This window comes from Plantibacter sp. 2H11-2 (assembly GCF_050031945.1).
Classification (GTDB): Bacteria; Actinomycetota; Actinomycetes; order Actinomycetales; family Microbacteriaceae; genus Plantibacter; species Plantibacter auratus.
This window is the reverse complement of the sequence record NZ_JBNBBL010000001.1, coordinates 716,778-739,786: the sequence shown is the minus strand read 5'-3', so window position 1 is coordinate 739,786 and position 23,009 is coordinate 716,778. Positions and strand designations below refer to the sequence as shown.

The window sequence follows — 23,009 nt, the reverse complement described above, 5'->3', positions numbered from 1 at the left end:
CTCGATGACCGACGGATCCGCCCGATCTCGAACCGGGCTGCTCGATCACGCCGCGCCGGTCCGCCTCGGGACGCCCGACGCCGCACTGCGCTTCTCCGGCTTCCGTGAGCCGGGCGGACGCCACCTCATCGTCGATGGCGCGGAGGCGTTCGAGTTGAGCTTCCCCTGCGGAACCTGCGCGCTGCTGTTCCGTCGTCTGGACGAGGGCGCTCGGGCGCTCGCCGCAGACGCACTGCACGATCACCTCGACGAGGGCGTGCCCGCGATCGACGATCCGTCATTACGTGGCCTCGTGTCGACGATCCTCCCCGAGGGGACCTATCTGCCGCTCCTGCTGTCCATCGAGTCCGTCCTGGTCGCTCCGGGTGACGATCACGACTACTTCTCGCGGGAGCAGGTCGCGCACCGCGGGATCGACCCCACGCTCGGGGCGCCGGAGGACCCGGCGACCGGCTATTACCGCGGCCCGACCCGGACGACCGGCGAGCACGAGACCCTCTTCGAGTTCCTGGTGCCGATGGTGCCGCCCGCTTGGAACGACCGCGAGCGCGTGGCCTCGTATGAGGAGCGGCTTCGCACCGGGGGAGCGGCGACCGTGCTCGCGGTCTCCGTGCTGGACCGGACACAGCCGTTCGACAGCGCCGACGCCCACGCGGGTCTCGTGCACTTCGTGCTCGACGGCCACCACAAGCTCGAAGCAGCCGCGCGTCTCGGGGTCGCGATCACGGTCCTGTCGTTCGTCTCGATCGACGCGAGCCTCGCGGACGAGGCGTTGGTGGTGGGCCTCCCGGAGATGCTCGCGCGCTGACGCTCTCCGTCGTGCAGTGACCAGCACGCGGTGAGGGGTTCGCCCCGACGCCGCCAGGTCGTGCCCATGCGAGACTTCGCAGGACGCAGACCGCGCTGAAGACGACACGGTGCCGACGGCGGCACGGGCAGGAGGGCTCCCGTGAGGACTCGGATCTGGCTCGCGCCTGCGATGGCCGCGGCGCTCGCGCTCACGGGTTGCACCACGCAACCGTCCGCAGAAGAAACGGCTCACCGGGACCTTGCCAGGGCTGCAGCGCGGCTGCAGGCGGGTATGACCGAGCTGACGACCTTGTATGACACGGCCGACCTTGCCGTGTCGGCGGTGAGGGCAGGCGAGACATCGTTCGGCTCGACCCTCATCGGGGCACTGGATCAGGTTCCGAGGGCCCAGGGAGGCGCCATCATCTACGCCGTGAAGTCCCGGTCGGACCGTGTCGAGGTCACCGCGATCCTGCGCGGCGTTGCAGTGACGTCGGACTGGACGGGGCAGGACACCGCGCAGGTGTATGTCTGCGTTGCTGCGAGTCAGGCGATGGGCAGCGAGGAATTGACGGTCGATGAGGTTCGTTGCCCTGACGGCGTCGCTGCCGTCACTGCGGGTGGCGGACCCGCCGAGCAGGCCTCCATCGACGAACTCAGCTTCGAGCGTCCGTGATCGGCGTCCAGCTCAGACGGACGCGAAGAACCTCGTGGACCGGCGACGGCCTCATTCGTCTGTCCCGCGGCATTCGACTTGTGGGGTGGACCGGGAGAGCGTCAGAGACCGGGTGGATCACGCAGCGCTGGATCCCCCGATCCCTGCGTGACCCACCGGTCGAGGCGGTGAGCGTCGCAAACCCCCGTCGCGAACACACAGTCCACTGAGGCGTGGACTGCGGCGGCAACACCTCCACCAGTGTGTCACGAATAAGTCGTTCGTACCAGTTATTGAGAAGAGGTCGGTTGTTTGCGCTCCGAGCCTTTAGGCTGAGGCCCCGACCGGCCACGGTCGACGGATACGGCGCCGATGGATCGGAGCCGGAGCACAGGCTGCCCGAGGAGGTCAGGATGCCGGGGACGCGACGAACGCCCACGCAGGAACGCGGACAGGTGACGCAGGACGCGATCGTCGAGGGCGCCGCGACCGTCTTCGACCGCATCGGCTACGGGAACGCGAGTCTGTCGATGATCGCGGAAGCGTCCGGGATCTCGCAGGGGTCCATGTACTTCCACTTCAAGTCGAAGGAGCAGATCGCCCTCGCGGTCATCCACGAGCAGCACGACCGGTCGATGCCGCTCATGGCACGGGTGTCGGAACAGTACGACGGGGTCCTCGAGCGGCTCATCCGGGTTTCGCGCGCCATCGTCGACCAACTCGAGAACGACCCGGTGGTCCGTGCCGGGATCAGACTCACGCTCGATGAGGGTTCGCTGAGCCAACCGGCCGGCGCGTTCTACGAGGACTGGATCTCGGGGACGGCCGCTCAGCTCGACGTGGCGCTGCAAGCCGGGGATCTGGTGAGTTCGATGTCGGCGCCGGACTTGGCCCGCACGCTGATCGGATTCTTCACCGGTGTCCAGCTCACCGCCCAGGCGACGGTCGGGCGCTCGGACATCGCAGCGTCGGTGGACCGCATGTGGCGGCTCGCGATCGACGCCATCGTCCCCGAGGCGCAGTGGGCCGAGGCGACGCGGGTCCGGGAGGACGCCTTCGGCGCTGCGGGCGATGTGCGCCCGACACGACCTGCCGCGTCGATGTAGCGATCCACGCCGGGGGATGGGCGGGCGACGACCGTCTATCCCGACGTGACGCGTTCGAGTACCGCGTCTGTGGTGGGCCCGGTGGGGCTCGAACCCACGACCCGCGGATTAAAAGTCCGATGCTCTGCCAACTGAGCTACAGGCCCATACGCGCTCTACTCTACGAGATTTCGACGGCACCCGTTGACGCGCGGGCCGGGGCCACGGGGGAGGATCGCCCCACGAGGCGAGTACCGTTGTCGGGTGCGCGAAGCGCGTCGCAGGGAGGAGCAGGCATGACCGAGGGATTCCATCGTCCGACGAAGCTCCCGCCGTCGATGCTCGAAGCGATCCAGGGCGGTCTCGACCCGGAGGCCGTCTCGAGGATCACCCATGAGACGGCAGTCGCCCTCCTCACCCGGGTGCGGGCGGACCCGGACCCTGCCGTGGTCGATCGCCTCGTGACGTACACGGACGAGCACGGGATCGACGCGATCGCCGAACTCTGGTCGCACGCCAGCCCGCGGAGCCTCCCAGGAGCCCTCTGGCGGATCTACCTACTGCGCCTGCTCATCCGGCAGGACCCGGTGGGGACGAGCTTCAGCTTCCAGCGGGGCACCGAGCTCATCACCACCGTCGACCCCGTGATCGCCGGCGCGGCCGAGCCGACCGGGCCGGAGGAGATCATCGTCCTCGCCGACCAGATCCTCCGTGGGCTGTACACCGGCGACTTCGCGATCGCCCTCGAGCGGGCGGCGTCCTTCTGCCGGATCAACGCGGTCGGCTGCACCTCCCTCGCGAACGACCGGGATGCGGTGGACCCCGCCGACGCCGCGAGACTCACCACGAAGGCCGCACGGTTCAGCACCATCGCCGAGGAGCTCGCCGGCTGCGCCCGACTGTGGCGCACCGATTCCCTCGACTGATCCAGGCGCCCTGGTCAAGGCCTTCGACCTGGGAATGTCCACAGGTAATCCCTTGCTACACTGTTCTAGCCGGGCCGCAGTAACCCCGGGCTCCAAAAATCGCCGCTTCGAGCGGCCTTGCGCCGAGAGGCGTTCCTGCGGCCTGGCACTTGCTTTGTGCGGAGGTCTTCAGCCGCCTGCCGCCCGTTCCGTGATGACACCGGAACTGGGGTGTCGAATCGCGTCGATTCCTCCAATCGGATCCCGGGTCGGCACCGAACTCCGTGTATGACCGCCGCACTGTACACGCAGACCCGCCCTCGGGTGGGCGTCGCGCAAACGGCCGGTGTCCGTGAGAAGCTAAGACTTGTGACCACGGGACCGGAAGCCGACGCTGCACCGCAGGTGTCTTTGGCGAACGTGCTCGACGCGCTGCTCATCCGCGTGGCTGGCGGCGACCAGGTCGCGTTCAGCGAGCTGTACGACCACATCGCGCCGCGGGTCCTCGGACTCGTCAAGCGGGTGCTCGTCGACCACGCGCAGTCCGAAGAGGTCACCCAGGAGGTGTTCCTCGAGGTCTGGCAGAACGCCCAGAAGTTCGAGGCGGGCAAGGGCACGGCCACGACCTGGGTGCTCACCATGGCGCACCGTCGTGCGATCGACCGCGTGCGCGCCTCACAGGCCGGACGCGACCGCGATCTCAAGATCGGCATCCGCGACTTCGATGAGCGTGTCGACAACGTGCAGGAGACGGTCGAGATCCGGATCGAGCACGAGCGCGTCAAGCGGGCCTTCGTCCGGTTGAGCGAGCTGCAACGCGAAGCTGTTTCTCTCGCCTACTACGGCGGCTACAGTCACAGCGAGATCTCGAACCTGCTCGGCGTGCCGATCGGTACGGTGAAGACCAGGTTGCGAGACGGAATGATCAGACTTCGAGACGAGTTGGGGGTGCGTACATGACCGAGCGAGACGATGCAACAGACCTGGCAGCCGGAAACGCGCTGCACACCCTGACCCCGCGCGAGCAGGAGCGGTTCGACCGCCTGCGCGCCGAACACGAGTCCGTCCGCGAGGAAGCGGCGGAATTCGAGGAGACCGTCGCCATGCTCGACCTCGCAGCACCTCCCGTGCAGCCGTCGGCAGCGCTCAAGAACTCGCTCATGGCTGCGATCCAGAACCTGCCGCAGCTGCCCGCTGACGCCCCCGTCGATGCTCCTGTCGCCGAGGTGCGGGCGCTTCCGACCGCGGTCCCAGAGGTCGACGAGACGCCGGTGTCGACACCGACCGCCACGCCGGCCCCTGCAGCGGCGACCACCCCGGTGGCCGGTGCAGCGGAGCGCAAAGCCGCCTCACGGTGGCGTCGCAGTGCCGTCGGCATGGTCGTCGGCGCCGCAGCAGCGGTCGGCCTCATCTTCGGTGGTGTCGGACTCGCGAACACCTTCGGTGGCGGATCCCTCACGCAGACGGTCGCGCTCGCGGAGATCAACGCGGCGTCCGACGTCCAGCGCGCGAAGGTGTCCATGGACGATGCGACGGCGACCCTCGTCTGGTCGGGCGAGCTCGGCAAGTCAGCCCTGCTCGTCGACGGACTCGGCTCCCTGCCGTCAGACAAGGTCTACGAACTCTGGTACATCGGCGAGGGAGGCCCGGTCTCGGCCGGCACCTTCTCCGCAGCGAACGGCACCACCTGGCGGGTCCTCGACGGCGCCATGAGCGCGGGCGACAAGGTCGGTGTGACGGTCGAGCCGCAGGGTGGCTCCAAGCAGCCCACCACCGACCCGATCATGGTCATCGAGACGGCGTAGTCCGTTCCCTCCGGCCCGAGAGGGTGTGTCGGCAGGCCCTTCGCCTCGACAGACTCGCGGAGCCGCTGCAGACGACGACAGCCCCGCCCGGGATTCTCGGGCGGGGCTGTCGTGATGCCGGCGTCAGATCAACCGAAGCGACCAGAGACGTAGTCCTCGGTCGCCTGGACGGACGGCTTCGAGAACATCGTCGTGGTGTCGTCGTACTCGATGAGCTTGCCCGGCTTGCCGGTGCCCGCGATGTTGAAGAACGCGGTCTTGTCGCTGACGCGGCTCGCCTGCTGCATGTTGTGCGTCACGATCACGATCGTGTACTCCTGCTTGAGTTCCTCGATGAGGTCTTCGATGGCGAGCGTGGAGATCGGGTCGAGGGCCGAGCACGGCTCGTCCATCAGCACGACGTCGGGGGAGACGGCGATGGCACGGGCGATGCAGAGACGCTGCTGCTGACCACCGGAGAGACCGGAGCCCGGCTTGTCGAGGCGGTCCTTCACCTCGTTCCAGAGGTTGGCGCCCTGAAGCGAGCGCTCGACGAGCGCGTCCTGGTCGGACTTCGACATCTTGCGGTTGTTGAGCTTGACGCCCGCGAGGACGTTCTCCTTGATGCTCATCGTCGGGAACGGGTTCGGGCGCTGGAAGACCATACCGACCTGACGACGGACGAGGACCGGGTCGACGCCCGGGCCGTAGAGGTTGTTGCCGTCGATCAGGACCTCGCCCTCGACTCGTGCGCCGGGGATGACCTCGTGCATGCGGTTCAGGGTGCGGAGGAAGGTGGACTTGCCGCAGCCGGAGGGGCCGATGAAGGCGGTGACCGTGCGGGGCTGGATCTGGAGGGAGACGCCCTCGACAGCCATGAAGCTGCCGTAGAAGACGTTGAGGTCGTTGACTTCGATGCTCTTGGACACGGGGTTCCTTTGCTCGCGGCCTAGCGGCCGAACTTGGGGGCGAAGATCTTGGCGATGAGTCGGGCGATGAGGTTCAGCGCCATGACGATGAGGATGAGGACGAGGGCGCCGGTCCAGGCGCGGTCCACGTAGGCGGCCCCGTCGGTGCCCTGGTTCGCGTACTGGGTGTACACGAAGACGGGGAGGGTCATCATCGGGCCGTCGAACAGGTTGTAGTTCATGCTCTGGGTGAAGCCGGCGATGATCAGGAGGGGCGCGGTCTCACCGATGACGCGGGCGACGGCGAGCGTCACGCCGGTGATGATGCCGGCGATCGAGGTGGGGAGGACGATCTTCAGGATGGTCAGCCACTTCGGCACACCGAGGGCGTAGGAGGCCTCACGCAGCTCGTTCGGCACGAGCTTCAGCATCTCCTCGCTGGAACGGACCACGACGGGGATCATGAGCAGCGACAGCGCGATGGCGCCGCCGATGCCGAGCCGGACGCCCGGGCCGAAGAAGATCGCCAGCAGGGCGAAGGCGAACAGTCCGGCGACGATGGACGGGATGCCGGTCATCACGTCGACGAGGAAGGTGATGCCCTGGGAGAGCTTGCCGCGACCGTACTCGACGAGGTAGATCGCCGTCAGGATCCCGATCGGGATGGAGATGACCGACGTGGCCAGCGTGATGAGCAGCGTGCCGGTGATGGCGTGCAGTGCTCCACCGCCCTCACCGACGACGTTCCGCATCGACAGGGAGAAGAACTCGATGTCGAAGCGGGCGGCGCCAGCCGAGATCACCGTGATGGCGACCGAGACGAGCGGCAGGAGGGCGACGACGAAGGCCGCGGTCACCAGGGTGGTGAGCAGGCGGTCCTTGGCCTTCCGGCGTCCCTCCACCATGAGCGACGAGACGTACACCGTCACCGCGTAGAGCGCGGCGCCGAGCACGACGGCTCCGGGGACGTTGTAGCTCTTGTCGGCCGTCGACTGCTGCAACAGCAGGAAGATGACACCGCTGACGATGAGGCTGCCCGCGAGGATCGTGAGCGGCGCGAACTTCGGCAGCTTGCCCGCGGTGAGCGAGTTGGAGAACGGCGTGGCGATGGACGCCTGGCGGCGGTCGGTCGTGGCGGTCATCAGTTCGCTCCCGAGAATTCTTTACGACGGTTGACGATGAGTCTGGCGATGAAGTTCACCACGAAGGTGATGATGAACAGGATCAGGCCGGTGGCGATGAGCTTGTTCACGTCGATGCCGAAGGACTCGGGGAAGTTCAGGGCGATGTTCGCCGCGATGGTGTTCGGGTTGCTCGAGGTGAGCAGGAAGAACGAGTACACGGCGGCGGGGGAGAGCACGAGCGCGACGGCCATCGTCTCGCCGAGGGCGCGTCCGAGGCCGAGCATGGAGGCGGACACGATGCCTGGGCGTCCGAACGGCAGGACCGCCATCTGGATCATCTCCCAGCGCGTGGCGCCGAGCGCGAGCGCGGCCTCCTCGTGGAGCTTCGGGGTCTGGAGGAAGATCTCCCGGGAGATGGCCGTGATGATCGGGATGATCATGACCGCGAGCACGAGGGCGACGGTGAGGATCGTGCGACCGGTGCCGGACACCGTGCCACCGAAGAGCGGGATCCAGCCGAGGTTCTCGGACAGCCAGGCGAAGAAGGGCTGGACGAACGGCGCGAGGACGAGCGCACCCCAGAGGCCGTAGACGACCGACGGCACGGCGGCCAGGAGGTCGATGACGTAGCCGAGGGCGACCGCGAGTCGGCGCGGCGCGTAGTGGGTGATGAAGAGGGCGATCCCGAGCGAGAGCGGCACGGCGATCGCGAGGGCGAGGATGGCCGCCCAGATGGTGCCGAAGACGAACGGGCCGACGTAGGCCCAGAAGCTCGTCGGAGCACCGGTGAACGACGAGGAGTCGGCCGTGAGGGCCGGGAACGCCTGGACGATGAGGAAGATCGCGACCGCCGCCAGGATGACGAGGATGAGTGATCCGGAGACGACGGAGAGCGTCGAGAAGACGCGGTCGCCGACTCGTTGCTTGGCTTTGGGTCTCGCAGCTAGGGCCTCGACAGCCATGGGTTCCCGTTCTCTCGATGCGATGGTGGTGCCCCTCGACAGACTCGGGGAGCGGGTACTGCGGGTGCTGGTGACGCAGGTCGAGCGTGCCGGGCAGGCCCCGGCACGCTCGACCGTTGGATTACTTGATGGACGCGATCGCGTCCTGGACCTTCTTGGCGAGGTCTGCGGAGAGCGGCGCAGCACCGGCCGACTTCGCAGCCTCTTCCTGGCCGGCGTCGCTGGCGATGTAGCCGGCGTAGGCCTTGACGAGGTCGGCGACCTTCGGGTCGGCGTACTCCTGGCAGGCGATGAGGTAGCTCACGAGCACAATCGGGTAGTGGGTCGCGTCCGTGGTCTCGCGGTCGAGCTTGATCGCGATGTCGTTCGCCTCGCGGCCTTCGACGAGCGGCGAGCCCTCGACGACGGCGGCAGCACCCTCGGCGCTGTACTCGACGAACTCCTCGCCGACCTTGATCTTCGCGACACCGAGGTCGCCGGCCTTCGACGCGTCGGCGTAGCCGATGGTGCCGGTGCCACCCTTGACGGTGTCGACGACGCCGGAGGTGCCCTTGGCACCCTCACCCGACTGGAACGGGAAGGTGTCGGCCGGCTCAGCGGTCCAGACGTCCGGAGCGTTCTTGTTCAGGTAGTCGGCGAAGTTCTTCGTCGTTCCCGAGTCGTCCGAGCGGTGGACGGCGGTGATGGGGGTCGAGGGGAGCTTGGCCTCGGGGTTCAGCGCGACGATCGCCGGGTCGTCCCAGCTGGTGATCTGACCGGCGAAGATCTTCGCGATGGTCGCTGCGTCGAGGTTGAGCTCGTCGACGCCCTCGACGTTGAAGATGACCGCGATCGGGGAGATGTAGACCGGGAGGTCGATCGCCTTGGTGTCGGCTGCACATGCGGCGAAGGTGCTCGAGAGCTCTTCGTCGGAGAGGGCCGAGTCCGAACCGGCGAACTGCACGCCGCCGGCGATGAACGCCTTGCGGCCGGCGCCGGAGCCGTCGGGGGAGTAGTTGATGGTGACGTCCGGGTTCGACGTCTGGAAGGCGGCGACCCAGGCTTCCTGGGCGCTGCCCTGCGACGATGCGCCGCTACCGGCCAGGCTGCCCTTGAGGTCGCTGGCGGCTGCGCTTGTGGCGGTGGCGCCGCCTTCGTTGGCCGCACAGGAGGTCAGTGCGACGGCTGCGACTGCTGCTACGACCGCGACGCGGCCGAAACGTGAGAACTTCACAGGGATGTCCATTCATTGGTGTGGGTGCGAGCCGGTGCTGGCTCGTCAGTGACGCTAACCACGTGGCATGACGAGCATCCCCCGTGATGGTAAACAACGGGTGAACGGATATCGACGGCTTCATGGCGGCCGACGTGGCAACGCCGCGAATGCACCACGAACGGCCCCTGTTCAGGGGGTTCGCGCGGATGGGTCAGACGCGGGGTTCGTGCGTCTCGATCGCGATAATGCCGGAGCTCGGGTTCGTCCGGGAGAGGTGCACGATGGAGAACGCCCCGGTCTCGAGTGCGGCGGCGCTCCCGAGGTAGGAGCCTCGGGTGGACCCGGTGGCGAGCGCGATCTCGTGCAGGATCTCGGGGAGGACCGGTCCGTGGCTGCAGAGGATGGCCGTCTTGAGCGCCCGGACGCGACGGCCGACGACTCGGCGGACATCCGATTCGCCCCGCTCGTAGGCGTCCTGGCTGATGAGCTCGGAGCGTTTCGGCTCGATGCCCGCGGCCGCGGCGATCGGGCTGACGGTGCTGACGCAGCGCACGGCCGTGCTCGTCACGATCTTGCGAGGACCGAAGGCGAGCAGGGTCGGGACGTTCCCCGCGGCCTGCTTGACGCCGCGCGGCGCCAGTGGCCTGGTCGCGTCCTCGCCAGGCCATTCGGAGGGGGACGTGGCCTTCCCGTGACGCATCGCGATGAGGGCGAAGGTCGCTGTGACGCCTTCGTCGACCAGCGCGGCGAAGGCGTCGAGGATCTCCACGTCGCGCTCGTAGCTGAGGTAGCTCCGTGCCCGCTTGATGGTGACCCACTCCAGGGCGGCGACCTCGCCGTTCGGGATGAACGTGCTCTCGCGGACGGCCTGGTCGGTGACCTCGGCCGACCAGTAGTGGACGATCTTCTCGCGTCCGCTCGACAAGGGGTACGTGGAGACACCGAGCGGCACACCGAGGTGGACGCTCAGGCCGGTCTCCTCCTTGATCTCCCGCACAGCCGTCTGCGCGAGCGTCTCTCCGGGATCGACCTTGCCCTTGGGGATGGTGACGTCGCCGTACACCGTGCGGTGGATGACGAGGAGGTGGACCTTGCCGTCGATGAGACGCCAGCACACGGCACCGGCTGCGTAGATTGCCGTCGTCGTCATAGTCACTGCCTCGTCGTGTCGTGGTGCTCGGGTGGGTCGCGGTGCGAAGTCGTCAGCGACGGTTCCTCGGCCGGCGGCGGGCCGCGGTCTCGAGCATGAGGGAGTCTTGCAGATCCGTGAGCGGTCGTCCGTCAGCGTCGACCGCGTGGCGCGTCCAGACACCGTCGGCGTCGAGCCACCACGACGACGTCTGCTCGTCGAGGGCCTGCTCGAACATCGCGGCGGTCGCCTCGAGGTGCTTCGGGTCGGTGAGCCTGACGAGCGCCTCGACGCGGCGGTCGAGGTTGCGGTGCATCATGTCGGCGCTGCCGATGAACACGTGCGGGTCGCCGTCGTTGTGGAACGAGAAGATGCGCGAGTGTTCGAGGTACCGCCCGAGGATGGAGCGCACGCGGATCGTCTCGCTCATCCCCGGCTGGCCTGGCTTCAGCGCGCAGATCCCGCGAACCCACAGGTCGACCGGGACCCCCGCCTGGCTGGCCCGGTAGAGCGCGTCGATGATCGACTCGTCCACCATCGAGTTGACCTTGATGCGGATCCCGGAGGGCTTGCCCTCCTCGGCGTTCGTGCGCTCTTGCTCGATGTGCTTGAGGAGGCCCTTGCGCAGGTGGCGCGGCGCGACCAGGAGTCGCTTGAACTTCTTCTCGATCGCGTACCCGGACAGCTCGTTGAAGAGGCGGGTGAGGTCTTTGCCGACCTGGTCGTCGGCCGTGAACAGACCGAGGTCCTCGTAGATGCGGCTCGTCTTCGGGTTGTAGTTACCCGTGCCGATGTGGCTGTAGTGGCGTAGCACGCCGCGCTCCTGCCGCACGACGAGCGCGAGCTTGCAGTGCGTCTTCAACCCGACGAGCCCGTAGACGACGTGGACGCCGGCCTTCTCGAGCTTCCTGGCCCAGGAGATGTTGTTCTGCTCGTCGAACCGGGCCTTGATCTCGACCAGCGCGAGGACCTGCTTGCCGGCCTCGGCCGCGTCGATGAGTGCTTCGACGATGGGGCTGTCGCCCGAGGTCCGGTAGAGGGTCTGCTTGATCGCGAGCACGTGCGGGTCGGCGGCGGCCTGCTCGATGAACGCCTGCACGCTCGTGGCGAAGGACTCGTAGGGGTGGTGGACCAGGACGTCCTCACGGGCGATCGACCGGAAGAGGTCGGGCTTGCCGTTGGGCTCGTCGGGCTGGAACTGCAGCGCCGTGGTCGGGACGCGTTTCGGGTACTGGAGATCCGGGCGGTCGATGCCGGCGAGGCTGAAGAGGCCACCGAGGTCGAGCGGCGAGGGCAGGCGGTAGACCTCCTGCTCGGTGATGTCGAGTTCGCGGACGAGGAGTCCGAGGGTGACATCGTCCATGTCGTCGGTGATCTCGAGCCGGATGGGCGGCCCGAACCGGCGGCGCAGCAGCTCCTTCTCGAGGGCCTGGATGAGGTTCTCGGTCTCGTCCTCCTCGATCACCATGTCCTCGTTGCGCGTGACGCGGAAGACGTGGTGGTCGACGATCTCCATGCCGGGGAAGAGGTGGCCGAGGTGGTTGGCGATGACCTCCTCGAGGGCGATGTAGCGAACGCTGGGAGCGGTGTCCAGCGACGCGGAACGGCGCTCCGCCGGACCGACGCGGACGAAGCGCGGCATCATCTGGGGGACCTTGAGTCGGGCGAACTCCTCGCGCCCGGTGCGGGTGTTCCGCACTCGGACCGCGAGGTTCAACGAGAGGCCGGAGATGTAGGGGAACGGGTGCGCCGGGTCGACAGCGAGCGGCATGAGCACCGGGAAGACCTGGTTGCTGAAGTACTCGCTGAGGTACTCGCGGTCGGCTGCGTCGAGTGAGTCCCAGGTGACGACCGTGACGCCGCGTTCGGCGAGGTCGGGACGGACGAGGTCGTGCCAGGCGCGCGCGTGCCGTTCCTGCAGGACGTGCGCCTGCTGCGAGATCTCGGACAGGACGTCGGCCGGAGCGTTGCCGACGTTCGTCGGGACCGCCAGGCCCGTGAGGATGCGGCGCTTCAGGCCGGCGACCCGCACCATGAAGAACTCGTCGAGGTTCGAGGCGAAGATCGCGAGGAAGTTGGCGCGTTCGAGGACGGGTAGCGCCGGGTCTTCGGCGAGCTCGAGCACACGCTGGTTGAAGGCGAGCCAGCTGAGTTCGCGGTCGAGGTAGCGGTGTTCGGGCAGCGCGGGATCGTTCCGCTCGAAGGCGGGGTCGAAGTCCTCTTCGTCTCCATCGAGGCCGACATCGAGCACGGTTGGGTCTGCTGGCATGTCTTCATCATGACACCGTGGCGGGGGTGGTCGCGACGACTGCGGTGAACACTGTGTAAATGCCGCAGCGCCGCGCCGCTGTGGAGGGGATCAGGCGTCGGTTCTCGCGTACTGCACGTCGATCGTGTGGTCGGTGAATCCGAGCGAGCGGTACAGGGACACCGCAGGGAGGTTGTCGGCTTCGACGTAGAGCGTGACCGCCTCGACGCGTCGATCCCGCAGTCGGGCCAGGCCGGCCTCCATCAGGAGTCGCCCGAGCCCTCGGCCACTGGCCGCAGGGTGCACGCCGACCGCGTAGACCTCGCCGACCGTGTCCTCGACCTTTAACCAGATGAACCCGAGGAGGTCGCCGTCGGAGCCTCGTGCGAGTAGGAAGTCGTCGGCGTCGAACCAGGACTCGGCCTCCCGGGCGCGGAGATCGTCGAGGGTCATGCGTCCCTGCTCGGGGTGGTCGGCGAAGGCGAGCGCGTTGACCTCGAGCCACTCCTCCTCGTCGACTCCCGGCCGGAACGTGCCGACCGTGACATCCGCGTGCCCAGTGGTGGCCGGTCGTGCGCGGCTCGTCGGCGCCTTGGTCAGGCGGAGCTGCAGCAGCGTCCTGACCGGCGAGAAGCCGAACTCCTGTGCGAGCACCCGGGAGGCGGGGTGGTCGCCGTGTGCCCAGATGCGCACCTGCGGAGGACAGTTGGCGAGGACGCCGCGCAGTGCGGCGCGACCGTAGCCGTGACCCCGCCACTCGGGCTCGACGACGAACTCGAGTTCGCCATGGCCGAGGATGGCCGCGCCCACGACGGCGAAGTCGTCGGGGTCGACCGGCGGGTCCTGTGGTTCGACGGCGAGGATCAGTGTTCGGGCGCCGGACGCGGCGTCGATGAGCGACTGGTCGCTGAACGGCGGCTGGCCGTCGACGAGCGACGCCGTGCGCACGACGCGCTCGAGCGCATCCCTGGTGCGGGCGTCGTCGACGTTACGAACCGACAGCGTCAGCCGGGGCATGATCGTCCTCGTAGACGTTGAAGCGGTAGCCGACGTTGCGCACGGTGCCGATGAGCTGCTCGAGGTCGCCGAGCTTGGCGCGCAACCGGCGGACGTGGACGTCGACGGTTCGCGTGCCACCGAAGTAGTCGTAGCCCCACACCTCGCTCAGCAGCTGCTCGCGCGTGAACACGCGGGAGGGGTGGGTCGCGAAGAAGCGGAGCAGCTCGAACTCCTTGAAGGTGAGGTCCAGCGGCTTGCCGTGGACCTTCGCGGAGTAACTGGCCTCGTCGATGACGACGCCCGACGCCTGGATCTTGCTCGCCGAGTGCTCCTGCGAGGCGCGGCCGATCGCGAGCCGGATCCGCGCGTCGACCTCGGCCGGTCCGGCGGATTCGAGGATGACATCGTTCACGCCCCAGTCGGCGCTGACAGCCGTGAGGCCGCCCTCGGTCAGGATGAGGAGGAGTGGGACCGACAGCCCGGACGCACCGAGGATCTTGCAGAGCGACTTGGCGCTCGCGAGGTCCTGGCGGGCGTCGACGAGCACGAGGTCCGAACTCGGAGCGTTCACGAGTTGTGCGGGGTCGGCTGGGATCTGCCGGGTGCGGTGGCTCAGGAGCCCGAGGGATGGGAGGACCTCGGTGCCGACCATGGAGGTCAAGACCAAAATTTGCGCCACGCGCATCCTCCCGACTGAGTTTGGAACCATATTAGGCGAACGACCGCACCCCACGTCGCACCGGGCGCCCGCTGGTGGTCCGATGGCGTCCGCTCTGTGACAATGGGTCCGTGAGCGAAACCACTCTCTCCCCCCGGCTGCGCTGGATCAGTGTCGTCTCCATCTGGGCGCTCGCGCTCGTCGGCGTCGTCGTCTCCGGCTTGCTCTGGAGTCCGGGGGAGACCTTCTTCGGGCTGTCGGCCACGCTCGGCCTCTGCACCCTGGCCGCGTTCTCGGCACAGCTGTTGACGCGACAGAAGGTGGGATTCGTCGATCGGATGTCGACGAGCGTCACCGGCGCCGTCCTCATCCTCGCCATCGGCGGTGCCGTGTATGGCCTCATCGCCCTGGCCTCGGGGTAGACTTTCCCCATGCTGCTCGCTCTCGAAATCTTCTTCATCGGCTTGCTCGTCCTCGCCAGCCTCGCCATCGCGTTCACCGCGGTGGTCGTGCTGAAGAACCTGTACCGCGGTCAGCGCTAGTCCGGGTCCCTCGATGATCGAGATCCCGAGCGGCCTGCCGAGCGAACTGGTCCCGCTGTCGTGGCTCATCGGCGTCTGGGAGGGCACCGGCGTCATCGACTACCAGGTCGGCGACGAGACCGTGACCCGCGAGTTCGGTCAGCGCGTGAGCTTCAGCCACGACGGCCTGCCGTACTTGAACTACAACTCCTACACCTGGCTCCTGCCCGAGCAGCCCCCGCGCGACGCCGAGGGGGCCTCGTCCACGGACGAGGACGCCCTGTCGGACGACACCGCTGCGGACGTCGCGCCTGACGGAGCCTCGGCGGACGAGTCCGGTGTGCCCGAGCCGCTCGTCACCGAGACGGGCTACTGGCGCCTCGAACGCCCGCTGATCGAGGGCGACCCGGGCCCGGGCATGCTCCCAGGGCAAGGCCCCCGCCCGTTCGGCACCGCGCAATCGGTCGAGACCCTGCGCACGTCGACCGGCGCCTTCCCCCTGCAGGTCTCGATCGTCCACCCGAACGGTGTGAGCGAGCTCTACCTCGGCCAGATCGACGGCCCGCGGATCGACCTCGCGACCGACGCCGTCGTCCGGACCGCTGGAGCCAAGGAGTACGCCGCCGCGACCCGCCTGTACGGTCTCGTCGAGAACCACCTGCTCTGGGCCTGGGACATCGCCGCCCTGGGACAGGACCTCCGGACGCACGCCTCGGCGCGCCTGGCCAAAGCCGACTGACGTGACCATTCCCAACGGAGCGGTCACACCGGAACCGATTCCGGGTTCGCCCTTCCTCACGCTGCCGGGTGCCGTCGAACAGGCGGGTGCCGTCGACCACGGCGTCCCCTCCCATTACGGCAGCCCGAACATCGAGCAGCGCCTCATCGCCAACGGTAAGGCGATCGTCGACCTGTCGAACCGTGGCATCGTGACGGTCACCGGCCCCGATCGGCTGAGCTGGCTCAACTCCATCACGAGCCAGGAGCTGCGCTCGCTGTCGGCCGGCAGCTCGACGGAGACCCTCTTCCTCGACCAGAGCGGCCGGATCGAGCACGCGGTCAAGCTGCTCGACGACGGCACGACCACGTGGCTCGTCACCGAAGCCGACGATGCTGCGCCCCTCCACGCCTGGCTCGACCGGATGCGGTTCATGCTGCGCGTCGAGGTGGCCGTCGCGACCGAGCAGTACGCCGTGATCGGTGCGGCGGCGGGTCTCGCGGTCGACGCTGCAGAGCCGAACGGCATGCCGCTCGTCTGGCACGATCCGTGGTCCGAGGTCGCGGTCGGCGGGCATCAGTACGCGACGGGTGAGCACCCGGGTGCAGCGTGGACGTGGACCGAGACGATCGTCGCGCGCGAGCAGCTCGAGTCGCTCGTGCAGCAGGTCCGTGCGGGGACGTTCTCCGCCGCGGGTTCGCTGGCCGCCGAGGCCCTGCGGATCGCCGCCTGGCGCCCGCGGTTGCAGTCCGAGGTCGACGAGCGGAGCATCCCGCACGAGCTCGACTGGCTGCGCTCGGCCGTCCACTTGAACAAGGGCTGCTATCGCGGTCAGGAGACGGTCGCCAAGGTGCACAACCTCGGGCATCCGCCGCGTCGCCTCGTCATGCTCCTCCTCGACGGCTCCGATGCGGTCCTGCCGCCGGCCGGTTCGAATGTGGTGCTCGTCGGCGTCGGCGGCGACGCGACCCGGAAACCCGTCGGACGCATCACCTCGAGCGGAATCCATCACGAGTTGGGCCCGGTGGCCTTGGCGATCGTCAAGCGCTCCGCGGATCCGGCGGCCGTGCTGACGGTGGAAGCCGACGGCATCGATGTCGCGGCATCGCAGGAGATCGTCGTGCCGGCGGATGCCGGGGCCACGGCGAACGTGCCGCGGCTGCCGCGACTCGGCGCCGTCCGGCGCTGACCTCGGTGGGGAAGGACGACGCCTCGGACCCGGGCGTACGGGTCGACCGATGGACCGCTGCGGTGCGTCGCCGCATCGCGCTCGGCGACGCCTGGCATCGTCTCGTCGGATCCGTGCCGGCGGTGCTGCAGGTCAGCGCCACGGCGATCGGCGCGTACGTGTTCGCCCACTACGTGCTCGGGCACGCCGTGCCACTCCTCGCCTTGACGGTGACGATCTCGAGTCTCGGATTCGTTCGCGACGCGCGCCCGATCCGGGTCCTCGAGACGGCCGTCGGGATGAGCGTCGGGATCGCGCTGGCCGAGATCCTGCTCCTCGGCTTCGGTCAGGGGACGTGGCAACTCGCGGTCGCGCTCGTGCTCACATTGCTCGTCGCCCGGTTCCTGTCGCCGGCGGCGTCGTTCGCGATCGCGGCGGCGGTGCAGTCCGTCCTCGTCATGCTCCTGCCCGTGCCTGACGGCGGCCCGTTCGTGCGCACCCTCGACGGGCTGATCGGCGGGGTCTTCGCGCTGCTCGCGACCGCGCTCATCCCACGCGACCCGCGCCGGAGTGCTCGCCGGGACGGCCAGCGGCTCATCGACGAACACGTCCGGACGCTCGCCTCGCTCGTCGCCGCCCTGCGTCTCGGCGACCTCGAGGAGGCTGACCGCGCGCTCGCACGGGCGAGGGCCACCCAGCCGGCCCTGGACGCGTGGCGCGGAACCCTCGACTCAGGGCTCGCCATCGCGCGCATCTCGCCGTTCCTCCGCAAGGCGGTGTTCGACCTCGAACGGCAGCGGACCATGCTCGACGGCATGGACCTCGCCACCCGCAACCTCCGGGTGATCGCCCGGCGCATCGACTATGTGTCGCGCGACGCCACGAGCCGCCCCGAGCTCGCGGACCTGCTCGCGCGCACCTCCGTCGCGCTCGGCATCCTGTCGCAGTCGATCGGCGACATCGCCCAGCAGCCGGTCGCGAGGCAGTCCCTGCTGGAGATCGCGAAGCACCTCGAGCCGGTCGCCGTCCTTCCCGACGCCTCGGTCTCCGAGCAGGCGCTCGTGCTCGTGCTCCGGCCGTACCTCGTCGACCTGCTCACGGCGACGGGGCTGCCGACGCCGGAGGCGCAGGCGGCGCTGCCCTCGCTCTGACGGGAGCATTCTCCGACACTTAGTCCGTCGAGGAAGGCCCCGGGGAGACAGCCGACCACGGCAGTGTCAGCTCACCGAGGCGCCAACGGTTGCGGCCGGCCAGCACCGGCCACCCGCTGTCCCGGAGCGTCCGGACGGTCGCCAGCCATCGTTGGACCGGGCTGTAGACCGCCAAGGGTGCATGCATCCGCCAGGCGCGGTCGAGGTCCGTCATGAGCGCATGGACACGTTCGCCCGGCACGTTGTGATGGATCAGCGCCTTCGGCAGTCGTTCGGCCACGATGGACGGCAGCTCGAGGTCGGCGAGCCGCAGACTGACGGAGAACGACTCCGCACGACCCTGGTCGTCGACCGCGATCCAGCTGGACACCCGTCCGATCTCGTCGCACGTCCCCTCGACGAGTACTCCGCCGGGCTGCAGCCGCGACGCCATGAGCCGCCAGGCACCCGCGACCTCGGCTTCGTCGTACTGCCGGAGCACGTTGAACGCCCGGATCACCGTGGGACGGTCGTCGCCGGTCGGCACCTCGAACCCGCCGCGCGCGAAGGAGACCGCAGCCGTCGGCGTGAACCGGGTCGTGCCCGCTCGCACCTGCTGCAGTTGCGCGTCAGCGGTGCGGACCCGCCCCGGTTCGATCTCGAATCCGATGACCCGAACGTCGGGGCGGACGGCGCTCAGCCGGTCGTGCAGTTCCAACGCCGTGACGCCGCTCGCGCCGTAGCCGAGGTCCACCACCAGCGGGTTCGTCGTCCGTCTGAGTGAGGGGTGGGTCGCGATCCAGCGGTCCACCCGTCGGAGCCGGTTCGTGCCGGTCGTCCCACGGGTGATCGATCCGACGGGCATGGATCCATTCTCCCTCACCCAGCGGGGTCACCGTCCACCTCGCGGTCATGCGCCGTCGGTATGCTGGGGACATGCCTGAGACTTACACCCTCGTCCTGCTGCGCCACGGCAACAGCGACTGGAATCAGAAGAACCTGTTCACCGGTTGGGTCGACGTCCGACTCAGCGAACTCGGCGTCACGGAGGCCAAGCGTGCGGGCGAACTGCTCGCCGACTCCGGCATCACCCCGGACGTGCTGTACACCTCGGTCCTCTCCCGCGCGATCCAGACGGCGAACCTCGCCCTCGAGACCGCCGACCGCATGTGGATCCCGGTCAAGCGCAGCTGGCGCCTCAACGAGCGTCACTACGGCGCGCTGCAGGGCAAGGACAAGGCGCAGACGCTCGCCGAGTACGGCCCGGAGCAGTTCCAGACCTGGCGTCGTTCCTTCGACGTGCCGCCGCCGCCGATCGACGACGACAACGAGTGGTCGCAGGCCGATGACCCCCGGTATGTCGGGATCGACGGAGAACTGCCCCGCACCGAGTGCCTGAAGGACGTCATCGACCGGATGTTGCCCTACTGGGAGTCCGACATCACGGTCGACCTGGCCGCCGGCAAGACCGTCCTCGTGACGGCGCACGGCAACTCGCTCCGCGCACTCGTGAAGCACCTCGACGACATCTCGGACGACGAGATCGCCGAGCTGAACATCCCCACCGGCATCCCGCTCGTCTACGAGCTCGACGCGGACTTCCGTCCGGTCGCCCCGGCCCGGTACCTCGATCCCGAGGCCGCAGCAGCAGGCGCCGCCGCCGTCGCGGCGCAGGGGAAGAAGTAGCGGAAACCCCACCAAACCACCACCCCGGTCGGGAGCGCGGCGTGGCGACATAGTCGCCGAAAGTGCTCCTGGCCGGGGTTTTCCATGTCGAAAAAAAGGGGTTGAACCGCTTCGGGGTTGGGCGTACAGTGACTGCACTGTAACCCGATTGGGGGGATACGCATGGAGCAGTCGACCGACGGCACCCGTTTCCCCCTGTGGCGCGCCCTGGCGCTCGGTGGCTTCGCCGCTGCGGCGTTCACGGCGGTGGCCCTCTTCGGGTCGCCCTCCTCCGCGCATGCCGACGACGGTGCCACCGATCCGTCGCTCTTGGGCGCGGTGACCGAGGTCGTCGGCTCGCTCGAGCAGCCCGTCAATGCTGTCGCGGAGGTCGTCGACGTCGTCGACACCGCCGTGATCGAACCGGTGGTCGACGTCGTCGACGAGGCCGTCGCTGCGGTGCCGGTGGTGAACGACGTGGTCGAGGAGACCGTCGGCGCAGCACCCGTCGCCGCGATCGTCGATCCGGTCGTGCAAACGGTCGACCAGACGTTGACCGGCGTCGCCGATGTCGTCACCGCGGTCCCGGTCCCCAGTACGCCGATCATCGATCCGGTCGTCCCAGCGCTCCCGCAGGGCCCGGCAGCGGACGTGTCGACCACTGACTCGACCGCCGGCGGCGCGATCCTTCCGACCACGGTCCTCGGACCGCCGTCCGTCCAGCAGGGTGACTCGACGACCGTGTCGGGCGGCCAGGATCGCGAAGACACGTCGTCCACCGCGGCCGAGCCCGCCGCCGTCGTCGGATCGTCCAGCCTCCCCGCCACCCCTGCGAACCTTCCGCTGCTGCCGGACGCCGACGGCCGCTGGGCCGTCACGCCGAGCGGCTCCGGGTCCTCCGGCTCCGGTGGGGCCGTCGGTGGCGCCGCAGCGGCCGAACAGTCGATCTCCGTCATCCTCCCTGCGCCCGGCGACGACCGTCGCGGACCTGCGCGAGACGAAGACCTCCCGGCTTCACCCACGTTCCCCTCCGATACCTCTCCTGACTGACGCCGGACCACTCTGCCGTTCGCGGCGGAGACCCGCCCCTGGGCGGTTCAACGGTCCGAAGCCTCCCGACCACGGGAGCACATCAGTCAATCTGCAAGGAGCAGGAATCATGAATTCGTATGTCAAGAAAGGCCTCTACTGCGGCCTGTTCGTCGCGGGACTCACGTTCCTCGGCGCTACCGCGGCCAACGCCGACACGTCCGGGGACGACAGCATCCTCGGCGGAACCCTCGTCGACGTGGTCCTCGAGGCCCCCGTCGAGATCGTCGACACCGCGGTGAGCGTCGTCGGCGATTCAACGGCGACGTCCGCACCCGAAGCGGCACCTGAGCCTGAGCCGGCACCCGCGCCGGAGCCGGCACCAGCACCGGAGCCGGCACCCGCGCCGGAGCCGGCACCTGCGCCGGAGCCAGCACCGGTGCCCGAGCCCGCGCCGGCCGCCACCACCAGTGGTGACGACAGTGTCGCGGGTGGGAACCAGGTCCAGTTGCCCGTCTCCATCCCGGTGACGGTCGAGGACAACGCGATCTCGATCATCGGCGATGCCGAGCAGTCGGGTTCGACGTCCGGACCGGTGGCGGGGGAGTCCGCCTCACCGGTCACCGAGGAGGCGACCACCTCCGGTGACGACAGTGTCGCCGGTGGGAACCAGGTGTCGCCGGTGGTGACCGTTCCGGTCACGGTCGGTGGGAACGCCATCTCGCTGTTCGGCGATTCGAGCAGTGAGCAGGCGGGTGCGCCTGCCACGTCGGGTGGTGCGGCTGTTCCGGCGGCGCCGTCGACCACGACCGGTGACGACAGTGTCGCCGGTGGGAACCAGGTGTCGCCGGTGGTGACCGTTCCGGTCACGGTCGGTGGGAACGCCATCTCCTTGTTCGGCGATTCGAGTAGTGAGGAGGCGGGTGCGCCTGCCACCTCGGGTGGTGCGGCTGTTCCGGCGGCGCCGTCGACCACGACCGGTGACGACAGTGTCGCCGGTGGCAACCAGGTCCTCGGCGACGTCGGGCTCCCGATCTCGGTGGTGGGCAACGCCGTCAGCGTGATCGGCGACTCCGAGTCGACGGGCACCTCGGCCTCCGCTCCGGCATCGTCCGGCGGCGCCACGTCGACCACGGATGGTGACGACAGCCTCGGCGGTGGGAACCAGATCGACCTCGGCCTGGAGCTGCCGGTCACGATCGGCGGCAACGCGATCTCCGTGATCGGGGACAGCGAGACCGGTGGTCCCGGGACGACCGATCCCACCACCCCGGTCGACCCGACGGACCCCACGGACCCGACCGACCCGACGGACCCCACCACCCCGGTGACCCCCGCCGTGCCGACGGTCCCCGCCACGGTGGTCACCACCGCGACGGCGGCGTCCTCGACCGGCTCGAACACGACGGCCTCGGCCGCGCGTTCAGCTGAGCCGACGCTCGCCGACACCGGCAGCGCCGCGGGTCAGCTCCTGCCGCTCGCCGGCCTCGCCACGGTCCTCGGCCTCCTGCTCCTGGCAGGCGGCGCGATCACCCGTCGTCGGATGAGCTAGTCCCGCACGAACAGACGAGCGGTGCCGACCCGGTCTCGGGTCGACACCGCTCGTCGGGGTGTCCGGGATCAGCTGGTCAGTGGTGCACCGGCGTGGTCGCCTCGGGGATCCAGTCGCCCGTCGCGAGGTACTGGACCTTCTTGGCGATGGAGACCGCGTGGTCGGCGAAGCGCTCGTGATACCGCGACGCCAGGGTGGCGTCGACAGTCGCGACGGGCTCACCCTTCCAGGTGTCGCCGAGGACCTTCTCGAAGACGCTGGCGTGCAGCTCGTCGACGTCGTCGTCGTCGTTGCGGATCTCGTCGGCGATGCGCGGGTCCTGGGTGCGCAGCAGCTCCGTCAGCTTGCGAGCGATCGAGACGTCGAGTCGCCCCATCTCGGCGAAGGTGGTCCGCAGGCCCTTGGGCACGGCCTTGTCGGGGAAGCGGTACCGCGACAGCTGGGCGATGTGCTCGGCCATGTCGCCCATCCGCTCGAGCGACGCGCTGATGCGCAGCGCGCTCACGACGATGCGGAGGTCGCGCGCGACCGGCTGCTGACGGGCGAGGATGTCGATGGCGAGCTCGTCGAGTTCGATCGCGAGCTGGTCGATGCGGTTGTCGTTGGCGATGACCTCTTCAGCGACCGCGACGTCCGAGTTGCCGAAGGACTGCGTCGCCTTCTCGATGGAGATCGTGACGAGTTCGGCGATCTCGACCAGGCGATCCTGGACCTCTCGCAGTGACTGCTGGAATACCTCGCGCATGGCTCTGGGTGCCGTCCTTCCGTGACCTGGCGGTGGGCAG

At 68.7% G+C, this 23,009-nt stretch carries 23 protein-coding genes and 1 tRNA gene; 13 read left to right on the top strand and 11 right to left on the bottom strand.

Annotated features, from left to right (window positions below; genetic code table 11):
- The first annotated feature begins 4 nt into the window (after positions 1-4).
- From ACQG07_RS03445 to ACQG07_RS03435, 3 genes are all read left to right on the top strand, one after another.
- Positions 5-808 (top strand): hypothetical protein, encoded by an 804-nt coding sequence (locus tag ACQG07_RS03445; protein ID WP_426737152.1) that lies wholly within the window; start codon positions 5-7, stop codon positions 806-808.
- A 141-nt stretch (positions 809-949) separates the two neighbouring features.
- A complete protein-coding gene (locus tag ACQG07_RS03440; RefSeq protein ID WP_426737150.1) occupies positions 950-1,465 on the top strand; it encodes a hypothetical protein in 516 nt (171 codons plus the stop codon).
- A gap of 392 nt (positions 1,466-1,857) precedes the next feature.
- Positions 1,858-2,550: a ScbR family autoregulator-binding transcription factor gene (locus ACQG07_RS03435; RefSeq protein WP_274499561.1), complete on the top strand. Its 693-nt coding sequence runs from the start codon at positions 1,858-1,860 to the stop codon at positions 2,548-2,550.
- Between the two features lie 70 nt (positions 2,551-2,620).
- On the opposite strand, the gene ACQG07_RS03430 is transcribed toward ACQG07_RS03435, so the two are convergent.
- Positions 2,621-2,696 (bottom strand) — tRNA-Lys (locus ACQG07_RS03430).
- Positions 2,697-2,825: 129 nt separating this feature from the next.
- Here ACQG07_RS03430 and ACQG07_RS03425 point away from each other — a divergent pair.
- The 3 genes from ACQG07_RS03425 to ACQG07_RS03415 all read left to right on the top strand — a co-directional run bounded on the left by ACQG07_RS03425 (position 2,826) and on the right by ACQG07_RS03415 (position 5,239).
- The gene (locus ACQG07_RS03425; protein WP_086474394.1) at positions 2,826-3,455 is read left to right on the top strand and encodes a DNA-directed RNA polymerase subunit beta; all 630 of its coding nucleotides are present in this window, start codon (positions 2,826-2,828) and stop codon (positions 3,453-3,455) included.
- Between the two features lie 348 nt (positions 3,456-3,803).
- Entirely contained in the window at positions 3,804-4,394 is a 591-nt protein-coding gene (gene sigK / locus ACQG07_RS03420) for an ECF RNA polymerase sigma factor SigK (RefSeq protein ID WP_229940357.1), read from the top strand.
- Complete coding sequence (locus ACQG07_RS03415) at positions 4,391-5,239, top strand: anti-sigma factor (protein WP_426737146.1); 849 nt, start codon at positions 4,391-4,393, stop codon at positions 5,237-5,239. The genes sigK and ACQG07_RS03415 overlap by 4 nt, the downstream gene beginning before the upstream one ends.
- A 128-nt stretch (positions 5,240-5,367) precedes the next feature.
- On the opposite strand, the gene pstB is transcribed toward ACQG07_RS03415, so the two are convergent.
- From pstB to ACQG07_RS03375, 8 genes are all read right to left on the bottom strand, one after another.
- Positions 5,368-6,147, bottom strand: a complete 780-nt coding sequence (gene pstB / locus ACQG07_RS03410) for a phosphate ABC transporter ATP-binding protein PstB (protein ID WP_056007815.1) — start codon at positions 6,145-6,147, stop codon at positions 5,368-5,370.
- Between the two features lie 20 nt (positions 6,148-6,167).
- On the bottom strand, positions 6,168-7,268 hold the full coding sequence (gene pstA, locus ACQG07_RS03405) for a phosphate ABC transporter permease PstA (RefSeq protein WP_086474391.1): 1,101 nt from the start codon (positions 7,266-7,268) through the stop codon (positions 6,168-6,170).
- Positions 7,268-8,212 (bottom strand): phosphate ABC transporter permease subunit PstC, encoded by a 945-nt coding sequence (pstC, locus tag ACQG07_RS03400; RefSeq protein ID WP_079705344.1) that lies wholly within the window; start codon positions 8,210-8,212, stop codon positions 7,268-7,270. Before pstC ends, pstA begins: the two co-directional genes overlap by 1 nt.
- A 121-nt stretch (positions 8,213-8,333) precedes the next feature.
- Entirely contained in the window at positions 8,334-9,425 is a 1,092-nt protein-coding gene (gene pstS / locus ACQG07_RS03395) for a phosphate ABC transporter substrate-binding protein PstS (protein ID WP_079706246.1), read from the bottom strand.
- A gap of 193 nt (positions 9,426-9,618) precedes the next feature.
- A complete protein-coding gene (locus tag ACQG07_RS03390) occupies positions 9,619-10,557 on the bottom strand; it encodes an NUDIX hydrolase (RefSeq protein WP_079705345.1) in 939 nt (312 codons plus the stop codon).
- Positions 10,558-10,609: 52 nt separating this feature from the next.
- Entirely contained in the window at positions 10,610-12,805 is a 2,196-nt protein-coding gene (locus tag ACQG07_RS03385) for an RNA degradosome polyphosphate kinase (RefSeq protein WP_079705346.1), read from the bottom strand.
- Positions 12,806-12,895: 90 nt separating this feature from the next.
- Entirely contained in the window at positions 12,896-13,801 is a 906-nt protein-coding gene (mshD, locus tag ACQG07_RS03380; RefSeq protein WP_159878053.1) for a mycothiol synthase, read from the bottom strand.
- Positions 13,773-14,462, bottom strand: coding sequence for a response regulator transcription factor (locus ACQG07_RS03375; protein ID WP_175116223.1), 690 nt, complete (start codon positions 14,460-14,462; stop codon positions 13,773-13,775). Before ACQG07_RS03375 ends, mshD begins: the two co-directional genes overlap by 29 nt.
- A 110-nt stretch (positions 14,463-14,572) precedes the next feature.
- Here ACQG07_RS03375 and ACQG07_RS03370 point away from each other — a divergent pair, with 110 nt between their 5' ends.
- The 4 genes from ACQG07_RS03370 to ACQG07_RS03355 all read left to right on the top strand — a co-directional run bounded on the left by ACQG07_RS03370 (position 14,573) and on the right by ACQG07_RS03355 (position 17,999).
- Positions 14,573-14,863 (top strand): hypothetical protein, encoded by a 291-nt coding sequence (locus tag ACQG07_RS03370; RefSeq protein WP_064296602.1) that lies wholly within the window; start codon positions 14,573-14,575, stop codon positions 14,861-14,863.
- A 133-nt stretch (positions 14,864-14,996) separates the two neighbouring features.
- Positions 14,997-15,701: an FABP family protein gene (locus ACQG07_RS03365; protein WP_079705349.1), complete on the top strand. Its 705-nt coding sequence runs from the start codon at positions 14,997-14,999 to the stop codon at positions 15,699-15,701.
- Between the two features lies 1 nt (position 15,702).
- Positions 15,703-16,869 (top strand): YgfZ/GcvT domain-containing protein, encoded by a 1,167-nt coding sequence (locus tag ACQG07_RS03360; RefSeq protein WP_426737139.1) that lies wholly within the window; start codon positions 15,703-15,705, stop codon positions 16,867-16,869.
- Positions 16,870-16,931: 62 nt separating this feature from the next.
- Entirely contained in the window at positions 16,932-17,999 is a 1,068-nt protein-coding gene (locus ACQG07_RS03355) for an FUSC family protein (RefSeq protein WP_426737137.1), read from the top strand.
- A gap of 19 nt (positions 18,000-18,018) precedes the next feature.
- Here ACQG07_RS03355 and ACQG07_RS03350 read toward each other — a convergent pair whose 3' ends face one another.
- Complete coding sequence (locus tag ACQG07_RS03350) at positions 18,019-18,843, bottom strand: class I SAM-dependent methyltransferase (RefSeq protein ID WP_426737136.1); 825 nt, start codon at positions 18,841-18,843, stop codon at positions 18,019-18,021.
- A 71-nt stretch (positions 18,844-18,914) separates the two neighbouring features.
- Here ACQG07_RS03350 and ACQG07_RS03345 point away from each other — a divergent pair, with 71 nt between their 5' ends.
- From ACQG07_RS03345 to ACQG07_RS03335, 3 genes are all read left to right on the top strand, one after another.
- Entirely contained in the window at positions 18,915-19,664 is a 750-nt protein-coding gene (locus ACQG07_RS03345; RefSeq protein ID WP_079705352.1) for a phosphoglyceromutase, read from the top strand.
- Positions 19,665-19,826: 162 nt separating this feature from the next.
- Positions 19,827-20,693: a hypothetical protein gene (locus tag ACQG07_RS03340; protein WP_426737134.1), complete on the top strand. Its 867-nt coding sequence runs from the start codon at positions 19,827-19,829 to the stop codon at positions 20,691-20,693.
- 109 nt (positions 20,694-20,802) lie between these two features.
- Positions 20,803-22,224 carry a chaplin family protein gene (locus tag ACQG07_RS03335; protein ID WP_426737133.1) on the top strand — a complete coding sequence of 474 codons (1,422 nt, stop codon included), beginning with the start codon at positions 20,803-20,805 and terminating at the stop codon, positions 22,222-22,224.
- Positions 22,225-22,300: 76 nt separating this feature from the next.
- Here ACQG07_RS03335 and phoU read toward each other — a convergent pair whose 3' ends face one another.
- Positions 22,301-22,969 carry a phosphate signaling complex protein PhoU gene (gene phoU, locus ACQG07_RS03330; RefSeq protein WP_064296372.1) on the bottom strand — a complete coding sequence of 223 codons (669 nt, stop codon included), beginning with the start codon at positions 22,967-22,969 and terminating at the stop codon, positions 22,301-22,303.
- Positions 22,970-23,009: the final 40 nt, after the last annotated feature.

Bases quoted from the DNA above. Each gene is read 5' to 3' on its own strand.
- ACQG07_RS03445 (WP_426737152.1), top strand. From the start codon at position 5: ATGACCGACGGATCCGCCCGATCTCGAACCGGGCTGCTCGATCACGCC.
- ACQG07_RS03435 (WP_274499561.1), top strand. From the start codon at position 1,858: ATGCCGGGGACGCGACGAACGCCCACGCAGGAACGCGGACAGGTGACG.
- ACQG07_RS03425 (WP_086474394.1), top strand. From the start codon at position 2,826: ATGACCGAGGGATTCCATCGTCCGACGAAGCTCCCGCCGTCGATGCTC.
- ACQG07_RS03415 (WP_426737146.1), top strand. From the start codon at position 4,391: ATGACCGAGCGAGACGATGCAACAGACCTGGCAGCCGGAAACGCGCTG.
- pstA (WP_086474391.1), bottom strand. From the start codon at position 7,268: ATGACCGCCACGACCGACCGCCGCCAGGCGTCCATCGCCACGCCGTTC.
- pstC (WP_079705344.1), bottom strand. From the start codon at position 8,212: ATGGCTGTCGAGGCCCTAGCTGCGAGACCCAAAGCCAAGCAACGAGTC.
- ACQG07_RS03390 (WP_079705345.1), bottom strand. From the start codon at position 10,557: ATGACGACGACGGCAATCTACGCAGCCGGTGCCGTGTGCTGGCGTCTC.
- ACQG07_RS03385 (WP_079705346.1), bottom strand. From the start codon at position 12,805: ATGCCAGCAGACCCAACCGTGCTCGATGTCGGCCTCGATGGAGACGAA.
- mshD (WP_159878053.1), bottom strand. From the start codon at position 13,801: ATGCCCCGGCTGACGCTGTCGGTTCGTAACGTCGACGACGCCCGCACC.
- ACQG07_RS03365 (WP_079705349.1), top strand. From the start codon at position 14,997: ATGATCGAGATCCCGAGCGGCCTGCCGAGCGAACTGGTCCCGCTGTCG.
- ACQG07_RS03350 (WP_426737136.1), bottom strand. From the start codon at position 18,843: ATGCCCGTCGGATCGATCACCCGTGGGACGACCGGCACGAACCGGCTC.
- ACQG07_RS03345 (WP_079705352.1), top strand. From the start codon at position 18,915: ATGCCTGAGACTTACACCCTCGTCCTGCTGCGCCACGGCAACAGCGAC.
- ACQG07_RS03340 (WP_426737134.1), top strand. From the start codon at position 19,827: ATGGAGCAGTCGACCGACGGCACCCGTTTCCCCCTGTGGCGCGCCCTG.
- ACQG07_RS03335 (WP_426737133.1), top strand. From the start codon at position 20,803: ATGAATTCGTATGTCAAGAAAGGCCTCTACTGCGGCCTGTTCGTCGCG.
- phoU (WP_064296372.1), bottom strand. From the start codon at position 22,969: ATGCGCGAGGTATTCCAGCAGTCACTGCGAGAGGTCCAGGATCGCCTG.